The organism is Francisella philomiragia subsp. philomiragia ATCC 25015 (genome assembly GCF_000156715.1).
GTDB lineage: Bacteria > Pseudomonadota > Gammaproteobacteria > Francisellales > Francisellaceae > Francisella > Francisella philomiragia.
Window position 1 is genome coordinate 312,985 of sequence record NZ_DS999316.1, and the last position, 18,489, is coordinate 331,473.

An 18,489-nucleotide genomic window follows, 5' to 3' on the forward strand; every position below is an offset into this window, starting at 1 on the left:
AACATATGTGGGCAATTGTAGGAAGCAGTGGTTTTGAATCTTTTGATGATTTTGAGATTATAGAGGAACTATCACGAGAAACTCCATTTGGGTTGTGCTCAAATGGCCTCTTTAAAATAAAAATAGAAGATAAAGAAGCATTATTCCTAAATAGAACTGGCTTAGGTCAGAATATATTACCACATCAAATAAACTACAAAGCGAATATATATGCTTTGAAAAAATATGGTGCTACTTCTATAATTGCCTTATCTTCAGTTAGAAGTTTAAGAGAAGAGTTAAAACCTGGAGATATGGTTATTCCATATCAGTTCATTGATAGAACAAAATCTTTACGAGAATTTACTTTTTGTGAGCAGGGACTACTTAACTATGTATCTCTTTCAAAACCTATAACAGAGAGTATAGCTGAAGAAATTAGAGCAAAAAAACAAGAATTTGATTTTGATATTCATTTTAAGCAGAGCTACGTATGTATAGAGGGACCACAGTTCCCTACTATAATAGATGCTAAATGCTTCCAGAGTATGGGAGGTGGTGTCATAGGTATGACAGCATTTCCAGAGTTTGCTTTAGCAAGAGAAGCTGGGCTTAACTATATTAGCTGTAACTTTATCGTTGACTACGTGCCTTGGTCTTATGATGTTAGAAATCTCTATAACGTTTTAGAAATAAGAGAAACAAACAATCTTAAAGCAGAAAAACTAGTTAAGTGGTTAGTAAATAATTTACCTTTTTATGCTGAAAATGATTGTCATGAGCTTGGTATTGCTCGATATTTATCAACACCTATTGAGTCGTTATCTCCAAATAAAAAAGAATGGCTTAAAGTCATAGCTAGAGATAATTCTGAACATGAAGAAGCTCTTGAAGCTGAAATTCTTAAAAAAGTTCCAGACTTATATGGTGGTATCAAGACTATACCTGCTAAACTACAGGATTTATTAACTTTCATTAGTAAGTTTGACAGAGATGGCAATCGTCAAGATATTGATACCACAAGAAAGGCTGCTGCATCACTAGGGTTATATAGTTATCCTAAAGTGGATCTTGAGAGTGTTGAAGATATTGAAATTACACATGATGATGGTCACAATATCCCTGTTAGAGTATATAATCCTAAAGTTGATGAGAAACTTAAGGTAATAATTTTTTCTCATGGCGGAGGATTTGTATCAGGTACACTTGATTCATTTGATGCTTTTTGTCGTAAGCTTGCATTGACTACCAATAGGATTGTTTTTGCGGTTGATTATCGTCTTGCACCTGAACATAAATTTCCAGCTGGTCTAAATGATGTCGAGTTTGTTGCAGAGTATGTTTATCAGCACTCTAAAAGGCTAGGAGTTTCTCGTAAGAAATTTACTTTAATGGGTGATAGCGCAGGAGCTAATTTGACAGTTTTGGCAACTTATAATCTACTTCAGAAAGGTAGTGTTAAAATTGGGAATAATATTATCCTATATCCATCTGTAGATTTATCGCATATGCCTACGAAATCGCTTGAAGACTATTCTAGTGGCTATATTTTAACTAAAGCAAAAACAAAATGGTATTCTGAGTTGTACGTGCCTGAAGGTATGGACAAATGTTCTCCAGAAATATCTCCATTTTATATTAAAGAATTGGATAATATGCCGAGAACATTAGTTATGACAGCAGGATATGACCCTTTAAAAGACGAAGGGCTGTTATTCGCTGAAAGACTTCTTAGACATGATGTTGAGGTACAACATTATCACTTTGATAGTTTAGTACATGGTTTTATCAATTTCTCAAAATTGATTCCAAAAGAGATGGAAATACTTCATTCTAGAGTTGTTAAATTTCTTGGCTAATTATGAAAAATTATCTACTACAAATTGAGTACTTTGGTAAAAACTATTGTGGCTGGCAAAGACAGTCCCATTCACCAAGTATTCAAGAAGAGTTAGAAAAAGCACTCTCAAAAATTGCAAATCAAAATATAGAAGTTACTTGTGCAGGGCGAACTGATACCGGAGTTCATGCGACTTCGCAAGTTGTTAACTTTCATTCAGATGCAGATAGGAATCTTAGTTCTTGGATGAGGGGAACGAATGCTCTTTTACCACAAGATATTAAAATACTGGATATTAAAGTAGTTGATAATGATTTTAATTCTAGATTTACAGCGAAAAATAGAACCTATAATTATATTATCTATAATTCTCTAATTAGCTCACCAATATTCGCAGAACACTGCTTGTGGGAAAATCGTCAGCTAAATATAGATAAAATGAATCAAGCTTGTAAATACTTATTAGGTGAGCAAGATTTTACATCTTTTAGATCATCTCAATGTCAGTCAAACACACCATTTAGAAATATTCAAAAAGCTGAGTTTATTAAACAGGGAAGTTTTATAGTATTTGAGGTTGTTGGCAATGCTTTTTTGCACCATATGATTAGAAATTTTATAGGCTCTTTACTAAAAGTAGGTTTAGAATTTGAATCTCCAGAATGGATTAAGCTAGTATTAGAAGCTAAGGATAGGACAAAAGCCGCTGAAACAGCTAAAGCACACGGTCTATATTTTGTTGGAGTTGAGTATCCTGGGTTTAGCTTTAGACGTCGAGTCATAGAGCTTTTTTATTAGTCTAATAATTTAGTTTTCTATGAAAGTCTTATACGACTATATATTTAATATTATTTTTATCACTAAAAGCTAATTACAATCAAATTCATTTAGGTTAAAATATCCTTTTAAGAAAATATTTATTTCTATAAAAATGACAGATATACATAATCATAAGATTTTGATTTTAGATTTTGGTTCGCAATATACTCAACTTATCGCGCGTAGAGTGAGAGAGGTTGGTGTCTTTTGCGAAATATTTCCTCACGACATAGCAGATGATTTTATCAAAGATTATCATGCTAAAGGTATAATTCTTTCTGGTGGTCCTGAGTCTGTATATGATTCAGATGTTAAGGCTCCGGAAATAGTCTTTGAATTAGGTGTTCCTGTTTTGGGTATCTGCTATGGTATGCAAACAATGGTAATGCAGCATGGTGGAGAGGTAAAAGGAGCTGATCAAAGTGAGTTTGGTAAAGCGATCATTAATATCTTAAAATCATCAGAAAATATATTTTCTAATCTCAAAACAGAGCAGTCTGTATGGATGAGTCATAGTGATAAAGTTACTCAAACTGGCGAACATTTTGAAGTAATAGCATCATCAGCTAATGCTCCTGTTGCAGCTGTTGCTCACAAGAGTAAACCTTTTTATGGAGTACAGTTTCATCCAGAAACCACTCATACAGAGAATGGTAAACAGATTATAGAAAATTTTGCCTTAAATATCTGTAAATGTGATGCTCTTTGGAATATCGAAAATATTATTGAAAACGATATCAAAGAAATAAAAAAACAGGTTGGAAGTGATAGAGTAATTTTAGGCTTATCAGGTGGTGTTGACTCATCTGTGGTAGCAGCAATATTACATGAAGCTATTGGTGATCAACTTACCTGTATATTTGTAGATACTGGACTACTTCGTCTTAACGAAGGCGACCAAGTGATGGAAGTATTTGCAGAGCATATGGATATTAATGTTATTCGTGTAAATGCTAAAAATAGATTTTTAGATGCTCTAAAGGGTATTGGTGATCCTGAAGAAAAGCGTAAAATCATAGGTAAGCTTTTTGTTGATATTTTTGATGAAGAAGCAGCTAAAATCGAAAATGCGAAATGGCTTGCTCAAGGCACGATCTATAGTGATGTAATTGAGTCAGCTGGTAATAGCCAGTCTAAAGCTCATGTTATCAAATCTCATCATAACGTTGGTGGTTTGCCAAAAGAGATGAAGCTTAAGCTATTAGAACCTCTAAGAGAGTTATTCAAAGATGAGGTGCGTAAATTAGGACTAGGCTTAGGCTTACCGTATAATATGCTTTATAGACATCCGTTCCCAGGTCCAGGTCTTGGTGTGCGTATATTAGGTGAAATTAAGAAAGAGTATGTTGAAACTCTACAAAAAGCAGATGCTATCTTTACTGAAGAGCTCTATAAGCATAATTTGTATCATGATATTTCTCAGGCCTTCGGGGTTTTCTTACCAGTTAAGTCAGTTGGGGTTGTTGGGGATCAGCGTAGATATGAATATGTTATAGCATTAAGAGCTGTGGTTAGTATTGATTTTATGACTGCAACATGGGCAAATTTGCCTTATGACTTCTTATCTATAGTTTCAAATAGAATTGTAAATGAAGTTAAACAAGTATCACGAGTCGTTTATGATGTAACAGGTAAACCACCTGGAACAATTGAGTGGGAGTAACCACTAGCTGACGAAATGTTTAATTTATTAAAGTATATATTCTTTAGAATTATACTTTTGGGTTAGATGAAGATTTTATACTATGTCGAAATATACTATTTTAGATAAGATAAATACCCCTGCAGATCTTAAGCTTGTACCTGAGGGACAACTTAAAGAACTAGCATCTGAGTTAAGAACTTTTTTGGTAGATACATTGGATGTAAGTGGTGGACATTTTGCAAGTAGTCTTGGTGCTACTGAGCTTACAGTAGCACTACACTATGTTTTTAATACACCTTACGATAATATTGTATGGGATGTTGGACATCAAACATATATTCATAAAATCTTGACAGGTAGAAAAGATAAGCTTATTACTATCAAAAAAGATGGTGGGATTTCAGGTTTCCCAAAGCGATCTGAAAGTGAATATGACACTTTTGGAGTAGGGCACTCAAGTACATCGATAAGTGCAGCACTTGGCATGGCTATTGCAGATAGACTACAAGGTAAACACTCTAGCTCAATTGCTGTAATTGGAGATGGAGCTATAACTGGTGGTATGGCATTTGAGGCACTTAATCATGCAGGGGGAATTAAAGAGGACATTTTAGTTATTCTCAATGATAACGAAATGTCAATTTCTGATAATGTTGGTGGTCTTTCTGCTCATTTTAGCAAGATTATTTCAGGTGGCTTTTATAACTCAATTCGTGAAAAAGGAAAGGAAGTTCTTAAAAATATTCCACCGATGTTTGAGTTTGTGAAAAAGATAGAAACACAGACTAAAGGAATGTTTGTCCCTGCAAATTTTTTTGAAGATTTAGGTTTTTATTATGTAGGGCCAATAGATGGGCATAATGTTGTAGAGTTAGTAAAGACTTTAAGAATTTTAAAAGATCATAAGGGTCCGAAACTTTTACATGTAATTACCAAAAAAGGTAAAGGCTATACTAAAGCAGAATCTGATCCAATTAAGTTTCATCATGTTGCACCAAGTTTTCATAGTGGAGATGCTCAATCAAAAGCTTCTAAGCCAACTTACTCAAATATATTTGGTAACTGGATTTGTCAAAAAGCAGCTAAAGATGAGCGCTTAGTAGGTGTAACTCCAGCTATGAAGGAAGGCTCTGATTTAATTAGATTTTCACAACAATATCCAAATAGATACTTTGATGTGGCTATTGCTGAGCAGCATGCAGTTACTTTTGCAGGTGGTTTAGCATGCCAAGGACTTAAGCCTGTAGTTGCTATCTACTCAACATTTCTACAAAGAGCTTATGATCAGGTTATACATGATGTAGCATTACAAGATTTAGATATCTTGTATGCTGTTGATAGAGCTGGTTTGGTTGGAGCAGATGGAGCAACTCATGATGGTAGTTTTGATATATCATTTATGCGTTGTATTCCAAATCATGTAATTATGACTCCAAGTGATGAAAACGAGACATATCATATGCTTGAACTTGGATATGAATACAAGGGACCTGCAATGGTACGCTATCCTCGTGGAGCAGGTACTGATGCTGAAATTACTGATAATCTTGATATGGAATTAGGCAAAGCAAAGCTTGTTAAAAAAGGTTCAAGAGTCGCTATTTTAAATTTTGGAACTTTATTACCACTTGCTAACCAGCTAGCTGATAAATATGATATTACTGTAGTTGATATGAGATTTGTAAAACCTCTTGATGAACAAATGATTGATGAAATATGTCAAAACCATAATATTATATTTACACTTGAGGAAAATTCGATAGCCGGAGGCGCTGGCTCTGCGGTTAATGAGTATATATTTGCCAATGATCTAAGTAAAAATATAACTGTTAGAAATTTCGGCTTAAAAGACGAGTTTTTGACTCATGGTACAAAAGATCTTTTGCTAGATTATTCAAATCTTTCTTTCAATAAAATAGCTGAGGTTTTAGAGAAGCTTTTAAGTCACAAAAAATAATTATTATAAAATCTATCTAAAATTTAATTATAGTTGCTATTAATCTTACTATATATAGTATTTTGAGAGTTACTATTTTATAATTTCTAACATATTTATTTCTGGTGATACCTATCTGATGAAGAAAATACTTCTTGTCATTTTTTTGATACTTTTATTAGCATTGTCATACTATTATTTTATCTACCAAAAATATAATAATTGGCCGATTGTTAATCAAAAGCCACAGGGCGAGACTATTATTGCTTTTGGTGATAGCTTAACAGCTGGATACGGTGTCGATAAATATGACAACTATCCATCTCAATTATCAAGAATGATTGGTGAACCTGTAATAAATATGGGAGTATCTGGTGAAACAACAGGTCAAGCACTATTAAGAATTGAAGATGTTGTACAAGCTAATCCTAGAATAGTAATAGTATCACTAGGAGCAAATGATCTCAGAAAAAGAATTCCTGCAGCTCAAGCTTTTGCAAATTTAAGACGTATAGTAAATATACTACAGGCAAATGGAGCATTAGTTGTTATTGGAGGTTTAGACATACCATACTATAAAAATGATTATGCTGAAGACTATATCGAGTTTGCAAAAATTAATGGATGTTTGTTAGTTCCTAATGTTTTAGAAGGAATTATCGGCCACCAAGATTTAATGGTTGATGCTGTGCACCCTAATGCAAAAGGATATACAATTATGGCAAATCAATTTTATAACGTTATAGAAGGATATATTGATTAGTATTAAAACAGTTAGATACCTTTATTAAGATTAGAAACGCCTTCTTTTTGATAAACGTGATAGACATCTAAGCCAAGCTTTCTTCTAATGTATGGTAAAGAGAAATAACCACGAATATATTTTTCGCCATTTTCATTCTTATCATACACTACTATATGATGGTAATCCGAATTAATCAAAGTATTAAGGATATGACCAATCTTAGTATTTTTTATAATAGAATAAGATACAGCATTTACCTTAGCAATTGGTAACATAATATCATGTGCAACTAAATCAGCGGGTTTTGTGCCTGAGCTTCTAGCTCTTTCTTGAAGTGCTTGGCTTTCTATATAATGAAGAGCAATCGTCCCTACAACTTTATCTTCAGCATTAATGACTAGTGCAAAATCTTTATGATTATCAATTATTTTTGTTTTCACATCTTTTATATTTAGATCTGCTTTGACTGTCAAAGCATCATGATCCTTATAATCCCTAAAGACCTCTAAAGCGGAACTTTCTAAGTAAAGAAGATGGCTAGCATCATCTCTAAGATAGTTTATTGATTTAGTATCGGTAAAGTGAGAAAGCTCTATTTGTTTAAAGTCTTTTAAATCCACTATTTTCTCCATATATTAATGTCGATTTTATAAATAGATTTTAGACAAAACATTTATCTTTTTCAAAGTTTATCAATCAATATTTTTAGTATAAATAGTTAAGGTGGCAAAATTATTCAATTATAAGCATTTAGAACGGACTAGAGCAAATAATAATAGTAGGTATAAGTTAATATTAAAAACACTAAAAATGTTATAATAGACTAAATTTTTATTAGAAGATTAAAGTATGATCGAGACAGATAGAATAATTTCAGCAAATACTGTACAAACTAAGGATGAAAATTCCATTGATAGAGCTATAAGACCAAAAACTTTAGCTGAATATGAAGGTCAGCCTGCAGTACGCGAACAAATGGAGATTTTTATTCAAGCTGCAAAATCTCGAAAGGATGCCCTTGATCATACTCTTATATTTGGACCCCCAGGTTTAGGTAAAACAACATTATCAAATATTATTGCCAATGAAATGGAAGTGGAACTTAAGCAAACAAGTGGTCCAGTTTTAGAAAAAGCTGGAGATTTGGCAGCACTTTTGACTAACTTAGAAGAGAACGATGTATTATTTATCGATGAAATACATCGCTTAAGTCCTGTTATTGAAGAAATATTATATCCAGCTATGGAAGATTATCAGCTTGATATTATGATTGGTGAAGGTCCCGCAGCAAGATCAATCAAGATTGATTTACCTCCATTTACATTAGTAGGAGCTACAACTAGAGCAGGGCTTCTGACTTCACCCTTGAGAGATAGGTTTGGTATAATTCAAAGGCTAGAATTCTACTCAGTTGACGATCTAGCTAAGATAGTTTATCGTTCGGCTAAGCTTTTAGATCTAGATATTACAGACGATGGTGCCAACGAAATTGCTAAACGTTCAAGAGGTACACCAAGAATAGCAAATAGATTACTACGTAGAGTTAGAGATTATGCTCAAGTTAAAGCTTCTGGAGTTATATCTTATGATATTGCTGATAAAGCTCTTACAATGTTAAAAGTTGATCCTGTAGGATTTGATCATATGGATCATAAATATCTACTCACATTAATGGAAAAATTTGGTGGTGGTCCGGTAGGATTAGATACGATGGCAGCTGCACTTAGTGAAGAAAAGGGAACTATTGAAGATGTCATAGAACCATATTTAATCCAGCAAGGATACATCATGCGTACAGCAAGAGGGCGTATTGCAACTTTGCTAGCATACAATCATTTTAAATTAAAAATACCAGATAGTTTATCATCAGATCAACAACAGAATTTATCTCTTTAATTCAGAACTTATTCTTTAACAAGTAGCTTTAAGCTTATCTAAATTATTTGATTTAATTACACTATTTAATCTATTTTGATATTCATCTCCACCTAGTGAAGAATAGTCTGTTAAGGTGTTTATTAATTGATTTGTATTATCCGATCCAATACCACCATTTTGTCTTACTTGTCTAAATTTAGCAAACTTTTCTCCAGTATTTAATCTAAAGTAGTATCCAAGAATACTATCTCCAACATCTTTAAAAGTCTCTACTTGGACATCTGAATCTTTAGCCTTGACACCACAGTTTTCTTCAAAACAATGTAGTCCAAAATAATTATTATAGTCAACTGCAAATCTAGATGTTCCCCAGCCAGTTTCAAGAATTGCTTGAGCAATTACTAGACTTTTAGGGGCGATATTAACTTTTGTAACTAAAGCATTAACTTGTTCTTGTAAAGTATTAGCATTCCATACTTTGTAGAATGAAGTATATTTTTTGACTTTTGTTTTTTGATTTTCATCTAAATCTTGTTTGTCATTAAGAATTTCTTGTAGTTTCAAAATAGTTTGTCTTTGTTTGCATAACTCTTGATTAGCCTCATCTATTTCTTTTGACATAAACTCTATAAAGATTTTTTTCTTTTCAGATACATTTTTGATATCTCTAAAGTCAGGTTTATAAGTTCCTACTGGTATCGGAGGGGTTTCTAAGTGATATTTATCAGAACTTGCAAAACTTATATTTATGAAAAATATAGTTAAAACAAAAAAATACTTACCTAAATTTATTTTATTCATAATTTATACTATCTAAGATTAATTTTATTTAAATACAATTGTAACAAGATATACAAAATACTTGTATATCTAAATTCTACAAGATTTTAATCTTCATAAATTAGTATGTCACCAGGTTGACAATTTAGATATTCACAAATTGCTTCTAAAGTAGAAAACCTAATAGCTTTTGCCTTTTCATTTTTTAAAATAGATAAATTTTGCTCAGTAATTCCAATAGCTTTAGCTAAGTCTTTTGATTTTATTTGTTTTGCAGTCATAATTTTAGCTAGGTTAACTCTTATAGCCATCTAAATACCCTTAAATTGTTAAATCATTTTCTTCAGCAAGTTCGTGAGCTTTTTGCATAACTTTTGATATTGTTATAATCACTCCCCCACATAATAATGCTAGAATTTCGTTAGTACCAATTGATACACTTACGAAACGTTCACCTACAGGATTATGATAACTTAGAGTCAATGATATTAAAGGCTCAAAAATGATTTGAGCAAAAAAATAATATACTAATCCCCATCCTAATCTTTTGTATATCAAAACTACTCTAGAAGAAAAAACCTCAAGTTTTTCATAACACGTAAATAATTTGACTAAAAGAGCAATTATATAAAGTATTACTGAAACTGGTATCAAGCTAACTAAAAGGCCTATAATTCTAGTATCTAAAGCTATTGGTTGTGACATTTGATCGATATAATGCTGTGCTGTATCTGTGACATTAGGTATATATTCGCTCTGTGCAAGAGCCCAAAATGTTGGAACAGATATTACTATCAATACAAAAACTATTCTAAAAATATTTTTATAGAACTTACTAATTTTTTCTAAATTTTGCATAATTTTTATTCCTTGTGTATTTAGATGTATGATATCTATTTTAGATTATTTTTATTGTTTATCAATAATTAGTTATTGATAAACAGTAATTTATTTGTGAGAATATCAAAAAAATGAAAGAAAATAAAATATGTTTAGAAAAATTTTAATAATATTTAGCTTTTGTTTATTCATGAATTTATCGGTTGCTAATAATTTACAAGATATTTTGAAAGAATATGCTTACGAAGCATTGAAGTTAGAAAATAAAAAAGAGTTTAAAGCACCATATGTACTTGCAAAGGTAAACAATAGATTTGCTTATGTGATTTTTGATTCTGGATCAAAAGGAATAAGTGTTTTTAGCCACTCAGTTGATCAATTAGGACTTAATCAGGAAAGTGGTTCTGGATATTCATCAAATATGGTAGGACAAAAAATTAAAAATCAAAATGTAGTATTAAATAAAATTCAGATAGGCGACATTCTCCTTAAAAATGTCGAAGCCAAAATTACTAACCAGCCTAAAAGAAAACAATATCCGGTAATTGTTGTTGGAACAGATTTCTTAGTTAGATATAATGCGATTTTTGACTTTTCAGAGAACTTAATATACTTAAACAAAAATAACGTAACAGCTAAAAAACACTATGAAATAGAACAAGTATTAGATAAAGAAAATTATTTATTAATTAGCTTAACTAAATTATTATCTCAGCATCAGACAATTGCCATATCAATAGATAGTAATAAACCAGTTAATTGCTTACTTGATACAGGAACTTCTAATTTTACAATTTCAGATAAATATCTGAAGAGCATAGACTTAGCACCAACTAAACCTCATAAAACAATTAAAGCAACAGATGGAACATTGACAGTCGCAGATATTAAAATCAAGAACCTAATCTTAAATCCTATGAATTTGTTTTTCCAAAATAAAATCCAACTAGTAAATCTAGATGCAACTGCTGCAAATATTGAGTCGATGAGTAAATTTTTAGGAGTTGTATGCATTTTAGGATATCAGGAACTAAAGGCAGAAAAAGTAATATATGATTTTTCTGCAAGTAGAATTTATGTTAAGAAATAAGAACTGAAGGGTATATCAATTAGTTAGGAATAACTTTGCTTAAGTTTTCGAACATAGTTGCTTGAAGAGCTACATAAACTTGTTCTTCGAAAGCGGCATCGACAGTTTGACCTTTAGCTATTTGTCCAGCTATTTGCTTAGTAGCAGCAACCATTGCTTTAGCGACAGGATTTTCGCTATTTTGAGCAGCAGTGAAGTTACAAGCATTTTGGCCAAATAGTATGCTATCAGCATCACTTACTTGCTTATATATGCCATTTTCAGCGATAGCATTAGCTACAGGAGCTGCTACTGCACTTGCAGGTCTTAACATTAAAGTATGATCTTTAACATAAACAACACCTTCAGAACCTATAGCAACAGCGATAGCATTAACAGCAGCCTTAACAGCCCAACTACTTCCAAGCTTATCTAAATCATACACTTTAATATCACCAACATTAATGATATCTAAGAATTGAGTAAGAATAGATTCTACAGCTTTTTCATCAGATAAGTCACTTAAAACGTTTCTTGCTGTAGCAATATTACTATTAGCTCTGACATCAAGTAAATCAGTTTCACATATTGATTGAGCCGTTCTAGGAGAAGCTATTTTCTCTTGAATTCCACTTTCTAAATCACCTAGTGTAGTTACTGTATATGCAAGTGTATTTACATTTGCATATGTAGCGATGGCTTTATCACTATTACCACCTTGAATAAGTTGGATAGCCTGAATAGTTAAATAGTTAGTTATATTGTTAAACTCTATTGCAGTTTCAGCATATTTACTATTGATATTGTATTGACCATTCCAAAGAGCAACTCTTGCACTCCAGAACTTATCTATATTACTTCTATAACCGATATAATCAAGAGCACTAGCTGAATTCCATGCAGCAGTCAACTCAGATGAAACAGGTTTAGCAATATCATTATAGTATGCAGTAGGACCATTTACAGTTATGTTTTTAATAATGTTAAACTGAGCAATTTTTTCTTCAGTATAAGCTTTATCACCATTTTCAATACCTTTTAAGATATCAATTTTAGTGTTTATAGCTTTTAACTCAGCTTTCTTTTGAGCTATTTTACGATCATAATTTAATTGTTTAACTTTTTTACCGATTCCTGAAACATTATTTCTTTTTTCAGTCCATCTTTCGATAGTTTCGTTAATTTCATCTCTTTCAGCTCTATATTTTTCAAGACCTTGAGCCGCAGAAGCTTCGTCTTTCATGTACATGTCTTTAGGTTTAACAGCATTAGGTATTTTAACTTTACCGTTATTTGTTAGAACTAGACCTCTAGCTATTTTTTCACCATTTGCTTGTATATCAGCAGCATCAGCAGCAATGCTTTTAACAGCATAAATTGGAGAGTTAGGATCAGTATCAGCAGCTGTTTCAACTTTATTTGAATAATCAACGATAGAGTTGTTTACAATGTTAGCATTTAAATCATCTGCATAAACAGAAGTGGCTGCAATTGAACCTAAAAGAGCGATAGTGATAGTTTTTTTCATTCTAATCTCCATGATTAATAAAATATTAAATTAGTGTTACTTAAATGTTTAAAATACCTTACCATTATATTTAATATTAATTTTATGTCAATATTTAAATTAAAGTAAAATTAAAATAATTTACTTATATTTAATAATATAAGCTGAATATGTACGGATATTAGTACATATATGTAGTTAAATATGGGATTTGGTAATGAAATTAAAATTAATTTGAGAATTGTAAGTTTTAAAGATTAATAATTAATATTATTAAAAATAAAATTAAGGTATCTATTTGTAAACTGGAGATTTATATAAACTTTTATACCATGAGAATATAATTGCAGCAGCAATTAATTTACAAAGACAAGGTAAAACACAGTATACAAATTTAAGGGCTATCTCAAGATTAGCAGAATCAGAAGCAAAAGAAGAATTAATAATAGGGAAGGTTATAATCGTAGCTATTGCATAACTAAACTTAGCAATAAATGTGAGCATAGCATAATAACCGTTACCAAGCTCTTTTCGTTCAGGATAACTATCTATCCATTTAGCTAAAAGAATACTTGGAAGAATTAGCTCTGTAGCAAGTCCCGCACCAGAGATAAAGCTAATAATAGTAAAAAGGATATAGTCACCATTTGATAGTGCAAAAACAAAAGAAAATATGCTGGCATAAAATAAAAGGGCATAACCCCACGTTTTAATAATTCCAAATCTTAGTGATATCTTCTTCATTATAGGGATAAATACTATTGCTCCTAAGAAGTATGCGAATATATACAATCCTGTTAACTCGGGAGTTTTTAGAATATATTTACTAAAGAAAATAATAGTCACGGCTGGTAAGGTAGAACCAATAGCACTAACTGTATAACCTACAAATAGAAATATACCATCTCTATCTAGATGATTGATATAGTTTTTAATATTGAAACTATATATTACGTGTTTAGATTTATCTTCTAGATTAACTTTATTTATCCATTTTAAGAAAAATATACTAGATATGACAATTAATATTACTGCCACTATAGCATACAGAAAATAACCATTTTGGTGAGGCATTATAGCTAAAAAAATAGATAGTAATACAGAAGCTACTAACACTCCTAAAATGTTAAAAATTTCTCTGGCTGAGATTATTACAGATTTACTATTATCATCCTTCAACCAAAGAGCACCTTTAGTTGTTGAGAATATTGTAATATAGCTAAAAGCCAATGTAGATAAAAAAATTCCAAGGGCAAGATTGACTATAATATTTGTAAATACAGGGATACATATAATATAAACACCAGCTATGAATATAGCGATTATAGCTATTAAACTAATTTTACTAAGATAATGAAATTTATCACAATACCAACCTATTATAGGGTCAAATATAGCATCTAATGTTCTTAGGATAAAAAGAACTATACTCAAAACTACCAAATTTATACCAAAGTTTGAATGATAATATTCAGGTATAAATATATATATGGGAATACTAGCAAAGGCTACGGGAAAAGCTATAAATGCATAGTTAAATATATCTGATTTTTTGATGTTCATATAAACAATAAATTTATTGCATTAATATTATAATAGCACTTGCTAGTATTTATTTTTGATAAAAATTGATATTACCAATTTATTTTTTTCTCTGGTATCCATTTATCTAAAAGAGTTTTGTATTTGATTTCTAATACATCTTTAGGAGGTAACTCTGGTAGCTTAGAATATAAATCAGCTTTTTGAAAAGCTTTTAATAAAGGTAGTAACAACCAATCTTTTTCATTAGCTAGTTCTTGATAAGCATGTCCCCCAGTTTGAGGAGTATGCCATGGATAAAATGAGTGATATCGTAGAAGATATAATCCTTCATATGGTATATCACTACCTTGCTCGAAAACTTTATAAATATATTCATCATGACCAAAACTCATATCTACATTGTCGAAACCACATTTTTTCTTATATTTTCCATAATGAGTTTCAGATTCGGTATTATAGTTATTATAATCTTTAGAGTCCTTAACAAATTCTCTATGAGAAAAAACATTAGCAGAAGCAAAAGGGCAAGCAATAGGGTATGTATCACCAACAGTTGACCATTGAGGTAATTGACCGTATTCTGGTAATGTCATAATTTTACCTAAATCATGTACAAAACCAATTAGAGGGAACCAAGACCAATCTTTAATATGGCTATATAGATTACCTAGACTTTGTTTTTCAGTATAAAAATCTTGCCAAATTTTAGGAATACTTTGCCACTCATGATCCCTAAATAGTGATCTAACTAAAGCATTTTCTCTAATTTCAGTATCACTTTTTAAGAACTTATTTTGGCAAGCCTCTGCTGTTTGATATGCATGTTCAATTTGTGGTAAATCATTATCAGGATCACTTTCATCATGAACATTTTCGAGAAGTTTAAATACTTCATAAACATCCATATTACCAAGTTCAAGTTTAAAATATTTTTGCTTCATTTGAGTAACATAATCTGGGTTTTGATTAATATGCATTTCTCTATATGTTCTTTCTACACGATTTTGGAACTTACTATCTGTATAATTACGAAATTCGCCAAATGTATTTTCTGCTGTTTGAGACATAATATTTCTCCTTTAAATTAATTTAAATTTCTTTACCTAAATATCTTGTTTTTATACCTTTATTAAGATTATTTTCAATAGTCTCAAGATCAACTCCTTTTGTTTCTGGAACGAAAAGATATGTAACAATAAATGCTAAACTTGCTACACAAGCATATATTCCAAAAGTAAATGAAACTCCTAGTTTTGTTAAGATGGTTAAAAATGTTGCAGCAACAACAAAATTAGCTAGCCATTGTATAGATGCTACAAAACTCATGGCAGATCCTCTAACATTTAAGGGAAAAATTTCCGAAATAATTAGCCAGAACAGAGAACCGACACTAATACAATATCCAACAATATATATTAAAAGACAAATTAAAGCTAATATTGCAACTGTACTACTCGTAACATTATTAAGTAAATAAATCATACTAAACAAACTTAATGCAGCCATTGCAGATCCAATTAGTAGAAACTTTCTTCTCCCTAATTTATCAATAAATATTATAGTTATAATTGTAGCTATAAAGTTAACAAGCCCTAATGAAAGAGTCATAAGCATTTGCATTTCATTACCATCAAAGCCAATATTTTCCATTATATACGGTCCATAATACATTACTGTATTGATACCAAAAAATTGTTGAAATATTCCAAGAGCCAAGCCAATGTATAAGACAGGGCGGACTTTCTTATTGAAAATAGCAGAAAATTTCAGTTTAGTTGTCGTTTGGAGATTATTCTGTATAGCTAATAATTCTTTAGAAACATCCTGTTGTGTTTCTCTAATTTTAGCTAGAGTTTCACGAGCTTCATGCTTTCTTCCTTTAGAGAATAACCACTTAGGTGAGTAGGGCATAAAGCACATTCCAATAAATAACATTATCGCAGGAACCAAACCTGTAGCAATCATAATCCTCCAACTACCGCTACTAGTTAGGCAGTAATCAACTATAAATGCTATAACTTGTCCACCTGTTAAGAAAGCACCATTCCAAAGGACTAGAGATCCTCTTTTAGATGCTGGAGCAACTTCTGCTATAAATAGTGGAACAGCATAAGATGCTACACCAATAGCCGCACCTAACATGAATCTACCAATAACTAATGTTGCAATGTCTGGAGCTAAAGAAGCTATTAAAGTACCAATTATAAATAATAAGCTGGTAGCAATCATAACTCTTTTACGACCAAACTTGTCAGTAAAATAACCACTAGCGAGAGCTCCAAAAAAGGCTCCTAGAACACAGAAACTAACAACCATTTCAAGTTGCCAATGACTTGCTAAGAAATCCTTTTGTATAAATGGAGTAGCTCCAGCAATAATAGATGTATCAAAACCAAATAATAAGCCACCAATTGCAGCTACAGCAACAATAATAGTTACATAAAGTTTTGGCGATTTTTGTTGATCTTGTTGCATTTTACTATCCTAGTAAATGATTCATGTTAAATATTTTAATCGATTGTGTATAAGTTAAATCATAAGCGATATCGAAAGCATCAGCTTTAGATATTCTACCTTGAAGAACCATTTCTGCGAGGTATACAGCATCAACACGTCTAGCTATATCATGCCTAACTGGTATAGATAATAGGGCGCGAGTATCATCTATAAAACCTGAGCAGTTATAGAAACCAGCTGTTTCTGTTACAGCATGGCGAAATCTTTTCATTCCTTCTGCAGAATCATTAAACCACCATGGTGGTCCTAAGAAGACACTCGGATAATGTCCAGCTAATGGAGCTAATTCACGTGAATAAGTTGATTCATCCATAGTAAATAGTACTGTTTTGAAATTGTGATTATTACCAACCTTACTCAAAAGAGGATGCAAGCCATTTACATAATCACATTTAAGAGGAATATCACAACCCCTATCATTACCAAATTTTCTTTGGATACGCGTATTATGATTTCTAAAAACACCTGCATGAATTTGCATAACAAGACCATCATCCGTAGCCATTTTTGCCATTTCAGTAAGCATTTGACCACTAAAAATTTGTTTTTCTTTAGCATTAGCAGTGTTAGAAACTATTTTTTTAAATAAGTTGTGACGTTCAGTTTTATCTAAATCATAAGTATTTGGAACTGTAACACCATGATCAGAAGCAGTAGCTCCATTAGCTTTAAAAAACTCACGTCTCTCTGCTAAGATATTAATGAAGTCATTATATGAGTCTATTTTTGTATTAAGTTTTCTTGCTAGTTTCTTTATATTTTTATGAACTGGATGTAGCTCAGGATTTGTAACACTATCTGGACGGAATGTTGGAACGACTTTACACTCAAAATTAGAATTAGCTATATTTTTATGATGTTGTAAATCGTCAGCGACATCATCTGTAGTAGCAATAACTTTTATATTAAACTTCTTACATATTTCACGAGGAAGAAACTCTTTTTGTTTCAAACAATTATCTATATGTTCATAGAGTTCATCAGCGGTTTGTGGATTAAATGGCTTATCATAATTAAATACATCTTTAAGTTGAGCATCAAACCATAGACCAACTTGAGTTCCTCTAAATAAATACCAGTTTTCTGCAACTTTTTTCCATATTTTTTTAGGATCAGTTTCAACTGGTTTATCATCTTTTCGAGTAATTCCAAAATCCTCTAACCTTAAACCTTGAGAGTAAAACATTCTAAAAATATAATGATCAGGTTTTATAAGAAGCTCAACAGGGTTTTCAAATGCTTGATTTTCATCAAACCATTTTGGATCAGTATGACCATGAGGACTGATTATTGGTAGGTTTTTGATATGTTGATAAATCTCAAGAGCTAAATCTCTTGTTTGTTTATCTACTGGCATTAATACGTTATCGTTTAACATATACTCCTCCT

16 protein-coding genes are annotated in these 18,489 nt (G+C 31.4%); 7 read left to right on the forward strand and 9 right to left on the reverse strand.

Annotation, left to right across the window (positions count from 1 at the left end):
• Window positions 1-5 precede the first annotated feature (5 nt).
• The 5 genes from FTPG_RS06935 to FTPG_RS06955 all read left to right on the forward strand — a co-directional run bounded on the left by FTPG_RS06935 (window position 6) and on the right by FTPG_RS06955 (window position 6,982).
• The gene (locus tag FTPG_RS06935) at window positions 6-1,838 is read left to right on the forward strand and encodes an alpha/beta hydrolase fold domain-containing protein (RefSeq protein WP_004287722.1); all 1,833 of its coding nucleotides are present in this window, start codon (window positions 6-8) and stop codon (window positions 1,836-1,838) included.
• 2 nt (window positions 1,839-1,840) lie between these two features.
• Complete coding sequence (gene truA, locus FTPG_RS06940) at window positions 1,841-2,617, forward strand: tRNA pseudouridine(38-40) synthase TruA (protein WP_004287723.1); 777 nt, start codon at window positions 1,841-1,843, stop codon at window positions 2,615-2,617.
• Window positions 2,618-2,750: 133 nt separating this feature from the next.
• On the forward strand, window positions 2,751-4,301 hold the full coding sequence (guaA, locus tag FTPG_RS06945; protein WP_004287724.1) for a glutamine-hydrolyzing GMP synthase: 1,551 nt from the start codon (window positions 2,751-2,753) through the stop codon (window positions 4,299-4,301).
• An 82-nt stretch (window positions 4,302-4,383) separates the two neighbouring features.
• Window positions 4,384-6,240 (forward strand): 1-deoxy-D-xylulose-5-phosphate synthase, encoded by a 1,857-nt coding sequence (gene dxs / locus FTPG_RS06950; RefSeq protein ID WP_004287725.1) that lies wholly within the window; start codon window positions 4,384-4,386, stop codon window positions 6,238-6,240.
• A gap of 118 nt (window positions 6,241-6,358) precedes the next feature.
• Window positions 6,359-6,982: an arylesterase gene (locus tag FTPG_RS06955; protein ID WP_035722570.1), complete on the forward strand. Its 624-nt coding sequence runs from the start codon at window positions 6,359-6,361 to the stop codon at window positions 6,980-6,982.
• Window positions 6,983-6,993: 11 nt separating this feature from the next.
• Here FTPG_RS06955 and FTPG_RS06960 read toward each other — a convergent pair whose 3' ends face one another.
• Window positions 6,994-7,584, reverse strand: a complete 591-nt coding sequence (locus tag FTPG_RS06960; protein ID WP_200150474.1) for a CBS domain-containing protein — start codon at window positions 7,582-7,584, stop codon at window positions 6,994-6,996.
• Window positions 7,585-7,813: 229 nt separating this feature from the next.
• On the opposite strand from FTPG_RS06960, the gene ruvB reads away from it, so the two are divergent.
• The gene (gene ruvB / locus FTPG_RS06965) at window positions 7,814-8,860 is read left to right on the forward strand and encodes a Holliday junction branch migration DNA helicase RuvB (RefSeq protein WP_004287728.1); all 1,047 of its coding nucleotides are present in this window, start codon (window positions 7,814-7,816) and stop codon (window positions 8,858-8,860) included.
• Between the two features lie 15 nt (window positions 8,861-8,875).
• Here ruvB and FTPG_RS06970 read toward each other — a convergent pair whose 3' ends face one another.
• The 3 genes from FTPG_RS06970 to FTPG_RS06980 form a co-directional block, all read right to left on the reverse strand.
• Window positions 8,876-9,643, reverse strand: coding sequence for a glucosaminidase domain-containing protein (locus FTPG_RS06970; protein ID WP_004287729.1), 768 nt, complete (start codon window positions 9,641-9,643; stop codon window positions 8,876-8,878).
• 86 nt (window positions 9,644-9,729) lie between these two features.
• On the reverse strand, window positions 9,730-9,933 hold the full coding sequence (locus tag FTPG_RS06975) for a helix-turn-helix domain-containing protein (protein ID WP_004287730.1): 204 nt from the start codon (window positions 9,931-9,933) through the stop codon (window positions 9,730-9,732).
• A gap of 10 nt (window positions 9,934-9,943) precedes the next feature.
• Entirely contained in the window at window positions 9,944-10,480 is a 537-nt protein-coding gene (locus tag FTPG_RS06980) for a DUF2975 domain-containing protein (RefSeq protein WP_004287731.1), read from the reverse strand.
• A gap of 130 nt (window positions 10,481-10,610) precedes the next feature.
• On the opposite strand from FTPG_RS06980, the gene FTPG_RS06985 reads away from it, so the two are divergent.
• Complete coding sequence (locus tag FTPG_RS06985) at window positions 10,611-11,552, forward strand: aspartyl protease family protein (protein ID WP_004287732.1); 942 nt, start codon at window positions 10,611-10,613, stop codon at window positions 11,550-11,552.
• Window positions 11,553-11,571: 19 nt separating this feature from the next.
• Here FTPG_RS06985 and FTPG_RS06990 read toward each other — a convergent pair whose 3' ends face one another.
• From FTPG_RS06990 to uxaC, 5 genes are all read right to left on the reverse strand, one after another.
• Window positions 11,572-13,059, reverse strand: a complete 1,488-nt coding sequence (locus FTPG_RS06990) for a hypothetical protein (protein ID WP_004287733.1) — start codon at window positions 13,057-13,059, stop codon at window positions 11,572-11,574.
• Window positions 13,060-13,332: 273 nt separating this feature from the next.
• Window positions 13,333-14,601, reverse strand: coding sequence for an MFS transporter (locus tag FTPG_RS06995; RefSeq protein WP_004287734.1), 1,269 nt, complete (start codon window positions 14,599-14,601; stop codon window positions 13,333-13,335).
• Window positions 14,602-14,672: 71 nt separating this feature from the next.
• A complete protein-coding gene (locus FTPG_RS07000; RefSeq protein ID WP_004287735.1) occupies window positions 14,673-15,650 on the reverse strand; it encodes an inositol oxygenase family protein in 978 nt (325 codons plus the stop codon).
• A gap of 22 nt (window positions 15,651-15,672) precedes the next feature.
• On the reverse strand, window positions 15,673-17,058 hold the full coding sequence (locus FTPG_RS07005) for a sugar porter family MFS transporter (protein ID WP_004287736.1): 1,386 nt from the start codon (window positions 17,056-17,058) through the stop codon (window positions 15,673-15,675).
• 4 nt (window positions 17,059-17,062) lie between these two features.
• Window positions 17,063-18,478 carry a glucuronate isomerase gene (gene uxaC / locus FTPG_RS07010; RefSeq protein ID WP_004287737.1) on the reverse strand — a complete coding sequence of 472 codons (1,416 nt, stop codon included), beginning with the start codon at window positions 18,476-18,478 and terminating at the stop codon, window positions 17,063-17,065.
• Window positions 18,479-18,489 lie beyond the last annotated feature (11 nt).